The organism is Gordonia paraffinivorans NBRC 108238, from assembly GCF_000344155.1.
Classification (GTDB): Bacteria; Actinomycetota; Actinomycetes; order Mycobacteriales; family Mycobacteriaceae; genus Gordonia; species Gordonia paraffinivorans.
Map to the genome: position 1 here is coordinate 12,761 of NZ_BAOQ01000051.1, position 14,318 is coordinate 27,078.

The 14,318-nt window shown below is 69.7% G+C and carries 13 protein-coding genes, 1 pseudogene and 1 riboswitch; of the genes and pseudogenes, 7 read left to right on the plus strand and 7 right to left on the minus strand.

Going from position 1 to position 14,318, the window contains the following annotated elements:
• Nucleotides 1-16: 16 nt before the first annotated feature.
• A riboswitch (SAM riboswitch) is annotated at nucleotides 17-131 on the minus strand.
• A gap of 85 nt (nucleotides 132-216) precedes the next feature.
• Nucleotides 217-1,317, plus strand: coding sequence for an isochorismate synthase (locus GP2_RS19375; protein WP_006902294.1), 1,101 nt, complete (start codon nucleotides 217-219; stop codon nucleotides 1,315-1,317).
• A gap of 94 nt (nucleotides 1,318-1,411) precedes the next feature.
• On the opposite strand, the gene GP2_RS19380 is transcribed toward GP2_RS19375, so the two are convergent.
• The 3 genes from GP2_RS19380 to GP2_RS19390 are packed head-to-tail and all read right to left on the minus strand — an operon-like array spanning nucleotide 1,412 to nucleotide 3,611.
• Complete coding sequence (locus GP2_RS19380; RefSeq protein ID WP_006902295.1) at nucleotides 1,412-2,629, minus strand: O-succinylhomoserine sulfhydrylase; 1,218 nt, start codon at nucleotides 2,627-2,629, stop codon at nucleotides 1,412-1,414.
• Entirely contained in the window at nucleotides 2,626-3,039 is a 414-nt protein-coding gene (locus tag GP2_RS19385; RefSeq protein WP_006902296.1) for a rhodanese-like domain-containing protein, read from the minus strand. The genes GP2_RS19380 and GP2_RS19385 overlap by 4 nt, the downstream gene beginning before the upstream one ends.
• Nucleotides 3,036-3,611 (minus strand): Rv0361 family membrane protein, encoded by a 576-nt coding sequence (locus GP2_RS19390; RefSeq protein WP_006902297.1) that lies wholly within the window; start codon nucleotides 3,609-3,611, stop codon nucleotides 3,036-3,038. Before GP2_RS19390 ends, GP2_RS19385 begins: the two co-directional genes overlap by 4 nt.
• A 208-nt stretch (nucleotides 3,612-3,819) precedes the next feature.
• Between GP2_RS19390 and GP2_RS19395 the strand changes: the two genes are divergently transcribed.
• Complete coding sequence (locus GP2_RS19395; RefSeq protein ID WP_006902298.1) at nucleotides 3,820-4,839, plus strand: ABC transporter substrate-binding protein; 1,020 nt, start codon at nucleotides 3,820-3,822, stop codon at nucleotides 4,837-4,839.
• Between the two features lie 195 nt (nucleotides 4,840-5,034).
• Nucleotides 5,035-6,432, plus strand: a complete 1,398-nt coding sequence (locus GP2_RS19400; RefSeq protein WP_006902299.1) for an FAD-dependent oxidoreductase — start codon at nucleotides 5,035-5,037, stop codon at nucleotides 6,430-6,432.
• 99 nt (nucleotides 6,433-6,531) lie between these two features.
• Here the strand turns inward: GP2_RS19400 and GP2_RS19405 are convergent, their stop codons facing one another.
• The gene (locus tag GP2_RS19405; RefSeq protein ID WP_006902300.1) at nucleotides 6,532-7,038 is read right to left on the minus strand and encodes a hypothetical protein; all 507 of its coding nucleotides are present in this window, start codon (nucleotides 7,036-7,038) and stop codon (nucleotides 6,532-6,534) included.
• 177 nt (nucleotides 7,039-7,215) lie between these two features.
• On the opposite strand from GP2_RS19405, the gene GP2_RS19410 reads away from it, so the two are divergent.
• From GP2_RS19410 to GP2_RS19420, 3 genes are read left to right on the plus strand one after another with little or no spacing between them, the layout of a single operon-like run.
• The gene (locus tag GP2_RS19410) at nucleotides 7,216-8,259 is read left to right on the plus strand and encodes a FecCD family ABC transporter permease (RefSeq protein ID WP_006902301.1); all 1,044 of its coding nucleotides are present in this window, start codon (nucleotides 7,216-7,218) and stop codon (nucleotides 8,257-8,259) included.
• 20 nt (nucleotides 8,260-8,279) lie between these two features.
• Nucleotides 8,280-9,353 carry a FecCD family ABC transporter permease gene (locus GP2_RS19415; RefSeq protein ID WP_040527517.1) on the plus strand — a complete coding sequence of 358 codons (1,074 nt, stop codon included), beginning with the start codon at nucleotides 8,280-8,282 and terminating at the stop codon, nucleotides 9,351-9,353.
• Nucleotides 9,350-10,180, plus strand: coding sequence for an ABC transporter ATP-binding protein (locus tag GP2_RS19420; protein ID WP_006902303.1), 831 nt, complete (start codon nucleotides 9,350-9,352; stop codon nucleotides 10,178-10,180). Before GP2_RS19415 ends, GP2_RS19420 begins: the two co-directional genes overlap by 4 nt.
• A gap of 12 nt (nucleotides 10,181-10,192) precedes the next feature.
• On the opposite strand, the gene GP2_RS19425 is transcribed toward GP2_RS19420, so the two are convergent.
• Nucleotides 10,193-11,671 (minus strand): ClC family H(+)/Cl(-) exchange transporter, encoded by a 1,479-nt coding sequence (locus GP2_RS19425; RefSeq protein ID WP_006902304.1) that lies wholly within the window; start codon nucleotides 11,669-11,671, stop codon nucleotides 10,193-10,195.
• Nucleotides 11,672-11,704: 33 nt separating this feature from the next.
• Here GP2_RS19425 and GP2_RS22350 point away from each other — a divergent pair.
• A pseudogene (locus tag GP2_RS22350) lies at nucleotides 11,705-12,394 on the plus strand (FUSC family protein); the annotation flags it as partial.
• Between the two features lie 335 nt (nucleotides 12,395-12,729).
• Here GP2_RS22350 and GP2_RS19430 read toward each other — a convergent pair.
• Together GP2_RS19430 and GP2_RS19435 are read right to left on the minus strand one after the other, a co-directional pair.
• On the minus strand, nucleotides 12,730-13,632 hold the full coding sequence (locus GP2_RS19430) for an LLM class flavin-dependent oxidoreductase (protein WP_006902308.1): 903 nt from the start codon (nucleotides 13,630-13,632) through the stop codon (nucleotides 12,730-12,732).
• 61 nt (nucleotides 13,633-13,693) lie between these two features.
• Nucleotides 13,694-14,173 carry a DUF456 domain-containing protein gene (locus GP2_RS19435; RefSeq protein ID WP_006902309.1) on the minus strand — a complete coding sequence of 160 codons (480 nt, stop codon included), beginning with the start codon at nucleotides 14,171-14,173 and terminating at the stop codon, nucleotides 13,694-13,696.
• Between the last annotated feature and the right edge of the window lie 145 nt (nucleotides 14,174-14,318).

Genomic DNA, 14,318 nt, shown 5'->3' on the forward strand with positions numbered 1-14,318 from the left:
AAGAGAACTCCTCGAGAATCCACACTTGCCTCGCTCGGGTTCGAGCGCGGCCAGGTCGTCACCCGGAGCACCCCACCGTGGAGGAGGGTTGCCGACCAGCTAGCCGGGGCTTGTCGCTGGCACTCATGACCTGCGTCAAGATTCGCTGAAACCCCCGAGAGGTGTCAATTTGGAATCACCGTGATTCGAAGTTAGGGCAGGCTTACCTGTATCCTGGTGGTCGTGTCTTCCAACAGCGAGGTCTTTGTCCTGTCGCGCCCGCACGGCACGGTGCGCGGCGGGGGGATCGCCCGGACGTACACCGATGTCGACGAGGCCTCGGCCGCTCTACGCGCCGGCGAGATCCGATCCCTGACCGGCGCGATCCCGTTCGACGTCCGCGACCGCGCGGCGCTGGTCGCACCCGCCCGCCTCGCGTTCGACCCGTCTCCCCTGGCCGGAAGCGCTCCCCTGACGCGCCGCGCCATCTCCACGGTCCTGCACCCCGACGCCGACGAACACCGCGAACGCATCGCCCACGCGATCAAGCGCATCGTCGCCGGGGATGTGGAGAAGGTGGTGCTCGCGCGCAGCGTCGACCTGCTCCTGGATCAGAAGGTGCAGCCGCTCGAACTGCTCGACGCCCTCGCGGGTGGCAACGTCGAGCACAACGCGTTTGCCGTGGACCTCGACGCCGCGACGGGCTCCGGCTCGTGGTTGCTGGGCGCTAGTCCCGAGGTGTTGCTGCGGAAGTCGGGCTCGACCGTGCTCTGCCACCCGTATGCCGGCTCGGCGCCGCGGTCGGCGGACCCCGCCGAGGACGAGGCGACCGCGAAGCGGCTGGCGGCCTCTGCGAAGGATCTCGCCGAACACGCCTTCGTCGTCGACCATCTGCGCGAACGGCTGTCCCACCTGTGCGACGACGTCGACGCACCGTCGACCCCCCGGTTGCAGTCCACCGGCGAGGTCTGGCACCTGGCCACCCCGATCCGCGCCACGCTGCGCGATCCGTCGACCACCGCCCTGGACCTGGCTCTGCTGCTCGGGCCGACCCCCGCGGTCTGCGGGACCCCGAGCGACGTCGCGGGCCAGATCATCCGCGACGTCGAGGGCGAACGCGGCTTCTACGCGGGCTCGGTCGGCTGGTGCGACGCCGCGGGCGACGGCGAGTGGATGGTCGCCATCCGGTGCCTGGAGCTCGCCGGGGATCGACGCAACCTGCGCACCTGGGCCGGCGGCGGCATCGTCGAGGGCTCCGATCCCCAGGCCGAGCTGGACGAGACCGGCTTCAAGCTCCGTACGGTGCTCAACGCGCTGGGGATCGCCGAACTCCCCTGAAACAGCTCCACCACTCTTCCGTGAATCCGCCACCCGCTCGGGTGGCGGCTCTACGGAAAAGTGGTGGAGCCGCGGAGATCCGGTCGAACGGCGGTCAGCCCAGGGCCTGGTCGAGGTCGCCGAGCAGGTCGTCGATGCCCTCGAGCCCGACCGACAGCCGGACCACCGAATCGCTCAGGCCGATGGCCGCACGGCCCTCCGGCCCCATCGCGCGGTGGGTGGTGGTCGCGGGGTGTGTGATGAGCGACTTCGAGTCGCCGAGGTTGTTCGAGATGTCGATGACGCGCAGCCCGTTGAGCACCTCGAAGGCGCGCTTCTTGCCGTCGACCCCGTCGCGGTCGTTGAGTTCGAAGGTCACCACGGTGCCGCCGCCGGACATCTGGCTCGTGGCCAGCTCGTACTGCGGATGCGACTTCAGGAACGGGTACTTGACCCAGCGGACGCGCGGATCGGCTTCGAGGAACTCCGCGATGCGCAGGGCCGAGGAGACCGACGCGTCGACGCGCAGGCGCAGCGTCTCGAGTCCCTTGACCAGCGTCCAGGCGTTGAACGGGCTGAGCGCCGGACCGGTGTGGCGCATCAGCTGCTGCACCGGGCCGTCGATGTACTCTTTGGTGCCGAGCACGGCGCCGCCCATGACGCGACCCTGGCCGTCGATGTGCTTGGTGCCCGAGTAGACGATGACGTCGGCGCCGAGGTCGAGTCCGCGCTGCAGCAGCGGCGTGGCGAAGACGTTGTCCAGCACCACCTTCGCGCCCGCGGCGTGGGCGAGCTCGGACACCTTGCGGACGTCGACGAGGGTCTGCATCGGATTCGACGGGGTCTCGAAGAACACCGCGGTGGCGGGCTTGGACAGCGCCCGCTCCCACTGCTCGAGGTCCTCGCCGTCGACGAACTCGGTCTCGACACCCCAGCGGGGCAGGATCTCGTTGCACACGACGAAGCACGAACCGAAGAGGCTTCGGGCGGCGACGAGACGGTCACCGGCCTTGAGGAGAGCGCCGAGTGCCACGAAGACCGCGGCCATGCCGCTGGCGGTCGCGAAGCACGCCTCGGCGCCCTCGATCTGCCGCAGGCGCTCCTGGAACATGTGCACGGTCGGGTTGCCGTAGCGGGAGTAGACGAACCGCTCGTCCTCGCCGGTGAAGGCACGCTCGGCCGCCTCCGCCGAGTCGTAGACGTAGCCGCTGGTCAGATACAGCGCCTCGGCCGTCTCGTAGAAACCGGAACGGGCCAGGCCGCCGCGCACCGCGATGGTGTCGGCGGAGACGCCCTCCGGCAGTTCGCGGCCCACGGGCACGTCGATACTCACGATTGCCTCCACGGCAGGTTCTCGGCGCGCCATCCGGTCGCGCCACGATGGTCGTTCTCGTCGAGGGCGCCCTCGAATCCGTCGAGCACGTTGTAGGCCTTCTTGATGCCGTCGGCGGTCGCCGCCTCGGCGGCGCCCATCGAACGGTGGCCCGAACGACAGATGAAGATGACCTCGGTGTCGTCGGTGACACCGGCGGCGCGGACCTCGGCGAGGAAGTCGGGATTGGGCAGCCCGTCGGGGTAGGTCGTCCACTCGGCGAAAACGGTCCGCTTGCCGAGGATCTCGAGATCCGGGACGCCCACGAACGCCCATTCCGCCCGGGTGCGACAGTCCACCAGGACCGCGTCGGGGTTGTTCTCGAGCTTCTCCCACGCCTCACGCGGGGTCAGGTCGCCGGCATAGGTCATGAGGTGCACACCTTCCATTCGCCGTTCTCGCGGACCACGATCGTGTCGTCGACATGCTTGTCGTCGGACGACTTCTCATAGTGCCAATGAACCTTTGCGGTCGCCCGGTCCCCGTCGACCACCAGGTCGGTGATCTCGGGGATCTCGATGGGACCGTTCTTCTCCGTGACCGCCTTGTTGTCCTCCACGAACCGCTCGCGGGTCGGGAAGTCCGGCTTGGCGAGATCCGCGGCGCAGGTGCTGTCGCGGTACTCGTCGTAGTCGGCCGCGTTCATCGCGGTGTAGAGGTCGTTGATCGCGTACTGGACGCGCGCGTCGTCGCTGACGCGGTCCTCTGCGGGCCGCGAGATGTTGGACAGCACGATGCCGAGCACGAACAGCGCGACGACTCCGGCCGCGACGTAGAACGGCCAGGCGTTCTTCCAGTTGGGCGGGCCGCTGTCGTCGACGAGGGCGGCGTTCACGTCCTCGTCCGACGAGTCGGACGCAGGCCGCCCGGACGGCGCGCCCTTGGACGCGCCGTTCTTCCCGCCGCGCCTGCCGTCGGGGCTGCCGCCTGCAGTTTTGGCCATGGCGCGAAGTGTATCGCCAGGCCAGGTGTGATCTCCGTCCGGCTTCTGCCGGCGCAAGAACACCGTCCGGCTTCTGCCGGCGCAAGAACACCGTCCGGCTCCTGCCGGCACATCGACACCGTCCGGCTTTGCGGAGCGCAGGCGGCCCTCCCCCCTGCCGCTGGATCCGTATCATGAACACGAACTGCTGTCGACGGCGAGGATGCCCATGCGCCTGCACACACATCAGCTGTTCGGATTCCTTTCGGCCATCATCGCGGCGACGATCATCGTCACGTCGTGCTCGGCGCCGGATGAGTCCGTCGGCGACGCCGCGCGGGTTCCCGCACCGGAGCCGGGCGCCATCCCGGTCACCGTGCAGCAGGCCTATGCGCCCGCGGTCGTCGACCGCGCCCCGACCCGGATCGCCGCGATGGGCGTCGGGGACGGGGACACGCTCCTGGCCCTCGGCGTCATCCCGACGACGATCGCGCCGTTCGCCGATCCGGACCAGGCGAAGGCGCCGTGGAATGCCGAGCTCATCGGCGACACGTCGCCGGTGGTGCTGTCCAACGTGTCCTCGGCGTTCGGCGACGAGATCCCCAAGGCGCTGGCCACGAATCCGGACCTCGTCACCGCGGTCGGCGCCGATCCGACCCGCGACCAGTTCGACCTGCTCGCCAAGACCGCGCCGACGATCCTGCGCCCCGCCCAGTACCAGCCGTGGCGGGTGCCGTGGGACGCCCAGACGATCCAGATCGGCACCGCGATCGGACAACCGGACGCGGCGCGACGCAAGGTCGAGGAGACCGAGGCCTTCCTCGCCGGCGTCCGGGAACGGAACCCTGTTCTCGCCGGCAAGACGGCCGTGGTGGTGACCGCCGGCCCGACCGGCGGCGTGTCGGTGTACGGACCCGGGGACGGGCGGGCACAGGCCGTGGCCGGATACGGCCTGCGCTTCCCGCCGGCACTGGAGGACGTGATCACCAGCGGCTTCTACGGGGAACTTCCTGCCGAGAGCCTCGATCGGCTCGACGCCGCGGACCTGGTGATAGCGGTCGACTGGGAGGGCGCCAACGACAGGTTGCGGGCCAACCAGGCGTTCTCGCGACTGCAGGTCGCACGGACGGGCCGCGTGGTGTACCTGCCGCAGGACGTCGGGACCGCGATGTCGGTGCCGACTGTGCTGACCATCCCGTGGGTCGCGGACCGGGCCGTGGGACCGATCGTCGAGGCCGCCTCGCGCTGAACCGTGCCCGCCGGCCGCGAGGTCGCCCATGTCATCACGGGTGACCTCGAAAAGTGAGGATTACCTCACAGGCAATTTTGGTCGGGGACACCTAACGCATACCGTAGAAGAGATAGGCCACACCCAAGCGTGCCGACTTGCGAATCCGTCGGGTTTCGTGTCTGCGCGCGCCGAGCAACGGAAGACACCTACTCCATGAGCGACAACAGCCGCCCGCTTCGGGTTGCGATCGTCGGTGCCGGTCCCGCCGGGATCTACGCCGCCGACGCGTTGATGAAGTCCGACACCGCGAAGGATCGCGGCGTCAGCATCGACCTCTTCGAGCGCATGCCGGCTCCGTTCGGACTGATCCGTTACGGCGTGGCGCCCGACCATCCGCGCATCAAGGGCATCATCACCGCGCTGCACAAGGTCCTCGACAAGCCGCAGGTCCGCCTGCTCGGCAACGTCGACTACGGCACCGACATCACGCTGGCCGACCTGAAGAAGCACTACGACGCCGTCATCTTCTCCACCGGCGCCACCGATGACCGCTCGCTCGACATCCCCGGCATCGACCTCGAGGGCAGCTACGGCGCCGCGCAGTTCGTCGCCTGGTACGACGGCCATCCCGACTTCCCGCGCACGTGGCCGCTCGACGCGGAGAAGGTCGCCGTCATCGGCGTCGGCAACGTCGCGCTCGACGTCGCCCGCGTGCTCGCCAAGACCGGCGACGAGCTGCTGCCGACGGAGATCCCGGACAACGTCTACCAGGGCCTGAAGGCCAACAAGGCCGTCGAGGTGCACGTCTTCGGACGCCGCGGCCCCGCCCAGGCGAAGTTCACCCCGCTCGAGCTCAAGGAGCTCGACCACTCGCCGAACATCGAGGTCATCGTCAACCCCGAGGACATCGAGTACGACGAGGGTTCGGCCGTCGCCCGCCGCGGCTCGAAGATCACCGACCAGGTCGCGACGATCATCGAGAACTACGCGATCCGCGAGCCCAAGCAGGGTGCGATCCACAAGCTGTTCCTGCACTTCTTCGAGAGCCCGGTCGAGATCCTCGGCGAGAACGGCAAGGTCGTGGGCCTGCGCACCGAGCGCACCGAGCTCGACGGCACCGGCAACGTGAAACCGACCGGCAAGTTCACCGACTGGGAGGTCGGCGCGGTCTACCGTGCGGTCGGCTATCTGTCGGACAACCTGCCCGAGATCCCCTTCGACGCCCAGGCCGGCGTCATCCCGAACGAGGCCGGGCGGGTCTTCGACGAGGGTGAGCAGCTGATCGGCATCTACACCACCGGCTGGATCAAGCGCGGCCCGGTCGGCCTCATCGGCCACACCAAGGGCGACGCCAACGAGACGGTCGACTGCATCCTCAAGGACATGGAGGCCGGCAAGCTCAACGAGCCGGCCGAGCCGGGCGAGGACGCCGTCGTCGAGCTGCTCGAGTCCAAGAACATCCCCTACACCACCTGGGACGGCTGGTACCGACTCGACGAGCACGAGCGCGCCCTGGGTGCCGCGGAGGGTCGCGAGCGCATCAAGGTCGTCGAGCGCGAGGACATGCTCGCCGCGTCCGAGCCGCACAAGGTCGCCCGCCCGTCCGCCTAGCGGTCGACGCGACCCCACGAACACGAAGAGGGCGACCGGTTTCGACCGGTCGCCCTCTTTCTGTCCTTCGGTGGTGCTGCTTGCGCCGCTACCGTGCCGTCAGCGGCCCGGGATGGCGGGGCTGCCGGCGACGTTGACGCCGCCACCGGTGGACGAGCCGCCCGCCGATCCGGTGCTGGGCGAGAACCGGTTGAACGGGTTCTCGATGCGCCGCAGGTTCCACCAGAAGCCTGCGTTGTCGGTCAGGTTCTCGGCGTAGTCGGAGATCGTGTACCCGGAGATCGACGACGGGAAGCAACCGAACCAGGTGGTCCGGATCTCCAGGAACTGGCCCCTCTTGAGGGTCTTGGCGAACTTCCGCGCGCCGTTGATCTCCTGCAGCGTCACGTTCGGGAAATCGGCGCCGTACGCGGTGACGCGGATGTGCCGGGTCATGCTCCACGCGTTCTTCCACTCCGTGCCTGCAGCACCGAACTGGCAGGCGACGTTGCCGGTCAGCCGGAGGTTGGGGACTTCGGCCTGCGCCGGAGCCGTGCCCACCAGCGACCCAGCTGCCACGCCTGCGGCGACCAGCACCCCGACCACGGTTCGCTTGAACGATTTCATCGATCCTCCTTGTGTGAAGCACTGACGTCATGCGGTCTATCGACCCGTACCGAGCGCAGTGTTACCGCCCACACTGGCCAGGCTGCCCCGGTCGGGCGCTTTCGTTATGCGAAATTGATGTCGACAGGCCGGGTGCCGCCTCCACGACGACCAAGCAGATAGGTAAGGTTTACCTTCGTGCGTCGCCCCATCCGTGTCCTCGGTATCCCCGTGCTGATCGCGGTCCTCGCGGCGCTGGTCATCGCCTCGGTCATGTTCGGGACCCGGCCGGTCCCGCTCGGCGAGGTGTGGACGAGCTTCGCGGGCGGCGTCGCCGAGATCTGGACAGCGATGCTCGACCTGCGGATGCCCCGCATCGACAAGGACTCCGACGCGTCCGGGATCGTGTGGGACCTGCGGGTTCCGCGCACGCTCCTGGGGCTGTCCGTAGGCCTGGCGGTCGGCGCCGCGGGGGCCATCACCCAGGGGCACACCCGTAACCCGATCGCCGATCCCGGCATCCTCGGGGTCAACGCGGGCGCGGCCTGCGCGGTCGTGAGCGGCATCTTCCTCTTCGGCATCACCAGCCCGGTCGCCTTCATGGTCTTCGGCCTCCTCGGCGCGATCATCGCGGCGACGGTCGTCTTCGGCCTGTCGGCGTTGAGCGGATCGAGCCCGCTCACCCTGGTTCTCGCCGGCACCGGCCTCACCGCGATGCTCACCGCCGTCACGTCGTCGATCGTGCTCGTCGACACCAACTCGCTCGACCAATGGCGGTTCTGGAGCGTCGGTTCGACGGCCGGACGCGGCCTCGACGTCTTCTGGGCGAGCCTGCCGTTCATCGCCGTCGGCCTGGTCCTGGCGCTGGCCGGCGGCTTCTTCCTCAACGTCCTGAGCCTGGGCGACGACATGACCAAGGCGCTCGGCTCGCGGGTCGCGCTCATCCGGGGGCTCGGCATCCTGACGATCACCCTGCTCGTCGGCGCCGCCACCGCGGCCTGCGGCCCCATCGTGTTCCTCGGCCTGGTCGTCCCGCACGTCGCCCGCGCCGTCGTCGGCGCCGACTACCGGTGGATCATCCCATACTCGGCACTGCTCGGGGCGATCCTCCTCATCGGCTGCGACATCCTCGGCCGGGTGGTTGCTCGTCCCGGCGAGATCCAGGTGGGCGTGATGCTGGCGATCGTGGGCGCGCCGTTCCTGATCGCGTTGGTCCGCCGTCGGCGATTGGCGTCGGTGTGAGCGCGTCCGAGAGCCCGATCATGGCACCGCACCCCGGCGGCTACCGCATCGCGGTCGGTCCCGCGTCCTTCGTCGTCCGTCCGCGCATGCTCGTCGTCACGCTCGCGGCCGCGGCCCTCGCGGTCGTGCTCTTCCTCACCGGGGTCGGCGTCAGCGACTACCCGCTCACCCCGGTCGACGTCGCGCGCATCCTGCTCGGCGGCGGCACCCGCGTGGAGAACGTGGTGGTCTTCGACGTCGCGCTGCCCCGCGCACTCGTCGGCCTCCTGGTCGGCATCGGGCTGGGCATGTCGGGTTCACTCACCCAGCTGATCTCCCAGAATCCCCTGGCCACCCCCGACATGCTGGGCATCACGGCCGGCGCGAGCGCGGCAGCGGTCTCGGCGATCGCCTTCTCGACCACCGGTTGGGGCGCCTGGCTCGGCGATCTGGGCGTCCCGGCGTCGGCGATGCTGGGCGGAGTGCTGACCGCTGCGGTCATGTACGTCCTCGCCTGGCCGGGCCGCGCGGCCAACCACGGCATCAACCCGTTCCGTCTGGTGCTGATCGGCGTGGGCATGACGTGGATGCTGCAGGCGATCACCAACTTCCTGCTCACCCGCGCCGACATCCGCGACGTCGGCCGGGCACAGGTGTGGCTGGTCGGCTCCGTTGCCAACGTCGGGTGGTCGAACGTGTGGCCCGTGGTGGGCGGGGTCGCGGTCGGCGTCGTCGTGGTGATCGTCCTGTCCCGGCAGATCGGGATGCTCGGCCTCGGTCCCGACCTCGCGCGGGGCCTGGGCGTCCGCACCGGTGCGGTGTCGACGACGCTGCTGCTGACGGCGGTCCTCGTCAGCGCGCTGTGCGTGTCGGCGGCCGGCCCCATCGCCTTCGTCGCCCTGCTCGCACCGCAGATCGCCCTGCGCCTGGCCGGCACCGCCGTGCCCACCCCGCTGCTGTCCGGCCTGGTCGGCGCGTCGCTGGTCCTCGGCGGAGACCTGTTGTGCCGCACCGTGTTGCCCGGCGGTCTTCCCGTCGGGATCGTGACCGCGGCGATCGGCGGACCGTTCCTCATCTACCTGATGATCATGATGTCCCGGAAGGCGACCGTATGACCTCGTCCCCCACCGAAGCCGCCGGCACACGGACCGCGCGCCTGCGCGGCGTCGGCCTGACCGTCGGCTATGACCAGCGCGTGGTGATCGACGACCTCGACATCGAGATCCCCGACGGCGAGGTCACCACCATCATCGGCTCCAACGGGTGCGGCAAGTCGACGCTCCTGCGGTGCCTGGCCCGACTCCTGCCGCCCAGGGCCGGCACCGTGTATCTCGACGGCGAGGACATCACGCAGATCCGTCCGAGGCAGGTGGCCCGGACGCTGGCGATCCTGCCGCAGAACCCGATCGCCCCGGAGGGCCTGACCGTCGCGGACCTCGTCGCCCGCGGACGCCACCCGCATCAGCGCTGGTACCAGCAGGCCACCGCCGACGACGAGGCCGCGATCGCCGAGGCGATGGCGATGACCGACACCCTCGAACTCGCCGACCGCACGCTCGACGCGCTCTCGGGCGGCCAGCGGCAGCGGGTGTGGATCGCGCTGACCCTCGCCCAGGGCACCGACCTCATCCTGCTCGACGAGCCGACCACCTACCTCGACCTCGCGCACTCCATCGACGTCCTCGACCTCGTCCGCAGGTTGCGCGACGACCACGGCAAGACCGTCGTGATGGTCTTGCACGATCTCAATCTCGCCGCCCGCTACAGCGATTCGCTGGTCGTCATGAAGGATGGCGCGATCGTCATGTCCGGCTCGCCGTCGAAGGTCATCGGCCCCGAACTCCTCGACGAGGCGTTCGGGTTGCGCGCGCACGTGATGACCGACCCGGTGTCGGGCGGACCGCTCATCGTCCCCCTCGACGCGCACACGCGGGGTCGGTGAGACGACCACGTCTCAGGGGGTCGAGTCGCCGTCGTGCGAATCCTTCTCGTCCGAATCCCTCTCGTCCGCGTTCTTTTCTCCCGAGTCCTTTTCCCCCGGCCCCTTCGCCCCCGGCGCCTTCTCACCCGGGTCCTGCTCCCCGGAACCCTTCGGCCCGGAACCCTTCGGCCCGGGATCGTTCTCCGACGCCTTCTTGCGCGCGGCGTCGTCGGCGAGCATCAACTCCCGCAGCGAGTCGTAGACCGGCGGCGTGCCCGACAGCTGGGCCACGAGCACCGCGGCCGCGGTCGCGGCCAGCATGGGTATGACCACGGCCGTCGTCGCGCTCATCTCCATGACCACCACCATGCCGGTCAGCGGCGCCCGAACCACCGCGCCGAACAGCGCGGCCATGCCGGTGAGGATCAACGCGTCACGCAGGGTCGGATCCGTCTGCGGCAGGAACACTTCGAACCCCGCCGCGAACAACACGCCCCACAGGGCACCGAGTGCGAGCATCGGCGCGAACAGACCGCCCGGAGTGCCCGCCGCATATGACAAGGGCCCGGCGAAGAAGCGCACGACCAGCAGCAGGACGACGATCGGAAGAACGACCGAACCGTCGAAGATGCTCTGCGCCAGTCCCTCCCCGCCGCCGGCGGCACCCGAGTCGATGACCATCAGGGCGCCGATGAACCCGCCGATGATCGCGGCCTTCGCGATCCGGGGTATGTGGGTGAATCGTCGCACCAGCGCGATGGCGCCGAGGACGGTCCGGCCGTAGGCGATGCCGATCACCCCGCTGATGAGCCCGAACACCACGAAGACCGGCAGCAGGGTGATGGACGGTGACTCGACCGCCTCGACGATGAAATCCGGCCGGTCGCCGAGGATGACGCGCGCGACCGCCACGGCGACGGCCACCGCGAACACGGTGGGGATCACCAGTCGCATCCGGAACGTCTTGGCGACCTCTTCGAGCGCGAACAGCGCACCGGCCAGCGGAGCGGTGAACGCGACGGCCAGTCCCGCGCCGCTGAGGGCGGTCTGCATGACGCGGGCGTCGTGGTCGTCGAGGTGGACCCGCCGCGCGGTCCCCGACCCGACCACGGCGCCCATGTGGACGGTCGGCCCCTCGCGGCCGAGGATGAGGCCCGACCCGATCGCGACCAGACCGCCGAAGAACCGGGCCGGGATCACGCGGAGCGGTGCAGGTCCGGTCTCCCCGCGGTCGACCGCCTCGACGTGCTGGATTCCGCTACCGGCCGACACCGGCACGAGTTTCGCGACGAATGCACCGATTGCCGCCCCGGTGGCCGTCACCGCAACGGGAACGAACCAGCCCGGGATTCCGAGTCCGAGTGACCAGTCGAGCATCTCCAGGCGCCAGCGCGTGAGGTGGTCGAGGCACCAGCGGAAGGCCCCGCCCAGGACACCGGTCACGCACCCCGCGACAACCGCCAGGACGCAGAGCCGGATGAGCCCGTTGTCTCCGGTCTTCGGTGAGGTCACAGATGAAAACTACCGTGCCCGTCCCGCTCCAGGATGAGTGCACACCGGAAGGAGTGGCTGTGGCACGAAACCGTCCACCGCTACGCCGCCTCACGTAGGCCGGGCAACGAACTCATCGGATCCGCCGGACGCTTCGCACTGTGCATCTGCGTCGCCTACGTCGCCTGCTTCTCCATGCCGGTCGGCCATCCGTACTGGGTCCCGCTGACCGTCGCCATGGTGATGAAACCCGATCTCGGGTCGATCTTCTCCCGGGCGGTCAACCGCTGCATCGGAACGATCCTCGGCGCGCTCGGTGTGACCATGCTCGGCGTCGTCATCGACCGCCCGATCGAGATCGCCTGCGCGGTGGGTGTCTTCGCCGCTCGTATGCCGTGGGCGATGGGGCGCTCCTACCTCTACCAGACGCTCTTCCTCACCCCAGTCATCCTGTTCACGCTCGATCTGGTGCGCACCCACGACACGTCGGTCCTCGATCTCGCGGCCGAACGCATGATCAACACGGGCGTCGGCGCGCTCGTCGTCGTCGTGCTCGGTTACCTCCCGTGGCCGTCGGCGCGCCACGCGCGGATCGGACCGATCTTCGTCGCGGTGCTCGGGTCGCTGGCCGGCTATGCCCGCGACGTCGCGGCGCAGGCGCCCGAGGAGACCGTCTCCGCACGGCGACTGCAGACCTACCACCAGTTGTCGGATGCCCGGGTGACGCTGCAGCGTGCACTCTCCGAGCCTCCGCCCGCGGGCGCCGAGTCGTGGGCGTGGATTCCGGTGATGGCGACGGCGGAGAGCATCGCCGACGCGATCACCGCCGCGTCGGCCATGCCGCTGGATTCCACGGCGGCGGGGCGCCTTTCGGAGCTCGCCAGGGAACTCGAGGAACTGGGTCGTGGGGAATCCACGCGAGCCGGCGTCGGTGAACGCCGTCAGCACGCCCCCCACGGATCCGTCGTCCCTGTCGGACGATCCCGCGGTGAACCGACTCGACGACGCCATCCGGCACCTGCGTTCGACGCTGCGCCCCGCCGAGGCCGAGGAGTCGCCGGCCCGGTAGGCGGCAGGAATCAGGTGAACTCCGCCGCGACGTCCGCGGCCCGCCGGAGCTGCTCGAGATCGGTGCTCGTCGGGATGAGATGCACCTCGTCGGTGCCGATGTCGGCGAATCGGCGCAGGACCTCGGCCAGTTCGGAGTCGGTGCCCGCCCACCCGATCGTCGGCGCGATGGCGTCGACGAACTCCGACGGAATCCAGTTCATGTAGTGGTGCAGGTGGCGGGTGACCTGGGCGCGCGGGGCGTCGCCCTCCCCGATGGCGAACCAGAACGACGTCGCGAGATGTGGTGCCTCGCGGCCCGCCTCGGCCCACGCCGACCGCGCGACGTCGAACAGCTCCGACTGCTTGCGCAGGTCGAGATCGAGGGTGACACCGGCGACGCCGTCCGCCCACCGCGCGGCGCTGCGGATCGTCTTGGGCCCGGTGGTCCCGATGTGCAGCGACGGTCCGCCGTCCCGGAACGGCGGGGGTCCCACGGGGAGCACCGATTCGGTGAGTTTCTCCCCCGCCCACACCCGTTTCATGGTCTCGGCCCGCTCGGCGAGTTGCCGCATGGTCTGCGTCGACGGATCGGCGCCCACCGCGTGGTAGTCCTCATGGCGCCCGCCGACGCCGAGCGCCACCGTCAAGCGCCCCTGCGACAACAGGTCTCCGGTCGCGAGCGACTTCGCCAGCATCACCGGATCGTGGAGCTGCGGCACGACGACGGTCATCACCAGCGGCACCCGCCGCGTCCACGCGGCCAGCGCGCCCAGGAAGGTCAGGCACTCGGGGTTGTCGAACGCGATGCGCTCACCCCAGCACAGGGAGCTGAACGGGCCGTCGTCGATGGTGGTGGCCCAAGCGTGGAGCGTCTCGGCGTCGAGGCCGGGCTCCATCACGGGCATCGTCATCCCGATGCGCACGGCCGCCATTCTCGCACGAGATCGGATGCGGTGAAGCCACTTTCGCGCAGATCTGCCGAACGCGGCGGTCTCACCAGGCGAAGGCGCCGCCGATCCAGATCGCGGTCGCGACGAGGGCAAAGAGCAACTCGATGCCGATGGTCTTCACCGCCGCCCTGAGAGCCGCGACCGCACCACGCCATGCCTGCCCGGCGCTCTGGGTGCGCACGAGCTCTGCGGCAAGGGCGCCCACGACGAAACCGAGCAGCAGGCCGATGACGGGTACCACGAAGAAGCCGACGATGCCGACGAGCCCGCCGACCATCACCGTCCGGTTGGGGATCCCGTCCGACCGCAGCGATCGGCCCGCCACGAGGTACTTGACGACCTCGCCGACAGCCAGCGCCAGCAGTGCGACCGCGAACACCGACCATGCCCAGCCCCCGACCACCAGCGCCCACACGAACAGGGCGACCGCGATGAGCAGCGTCCCGGGCAGGACGGGGACGACGATTCCGATCAGGCCGACGAGAACGACGGCCGCGACGAGCAGCTCCCCCCAGAACGGCACCGGCGCCGGTGCCCGTCAGCCGTCGGAGCCGGGCGCGCCGGCTCCGGACGCATCGGATGTCCCGGCGTCGGGGTCCGCGAACTTGGTGAGGGAGGTCATGACCGGAGCAGGACGCGCCGGGGCCGCGGGTCGGGGCGGAGGCGGC

Bases quoted from the DNA above. Each gene is read 5' to 3' on its own strand.
- GP2_RS19385 (WP_006902296.1), bottom strand. From the start codon at position 3,039: ATGACCTATGCCGGCGACCTGACCCCGCGTGAGGCGTGGGAGAAGCTC.
- GP2_RS19390 (WP_006902297.1), bottom strand. From the start codon at position 3,611: ATGGCCAAAACTGCAGGCGGCAGCCCCGACGGCAGGCGCGGCGGGAAG.
- GP2_RS19395 (WP_006902298.1), top strand. From the start codon at position 3,820: ATGCGCCTGCACACACATCAGCTGTTCGGATTCCTTTCGGCCATCATC.
- GP2_RS19400 (WP_006902299.1), top strand. From the start codon at position 5,035: ATGAGCGACAACAGCCGCCCGCTTCGGGTTGCGATCGTCGGTGCCGGT.
- GP2_RS19405 (WP_006902300.1), bottom strand. From the start codon at position 7,038: ATGAAATCGTTCAAGCGAACCGTGGTCGGGGTGCTGGTCGCCGCAGGC.
- GP2_RS19415 (WP_040527517.1), top strand. From the start codon at position 8,280: ATGGCACCGCACCCCGGCGGCTACCGCATCGCGGTCGGTCCCGCGTCC.
- GP2_RS19420 (WP_006902303.1), top strand. From the start codon at position 9,350: ATGACCTCGTCCCCCACCGAAGCCGCCGGCACACGGACCGCGCGCCTG.
- GP2_RS19430 (WP_006902308.1), bottom strand. From the start codon at position 13,632: ATGGCGGCCGTGCGCATCGGGATGACGATGCCCGTGATGGAGCCCGGC.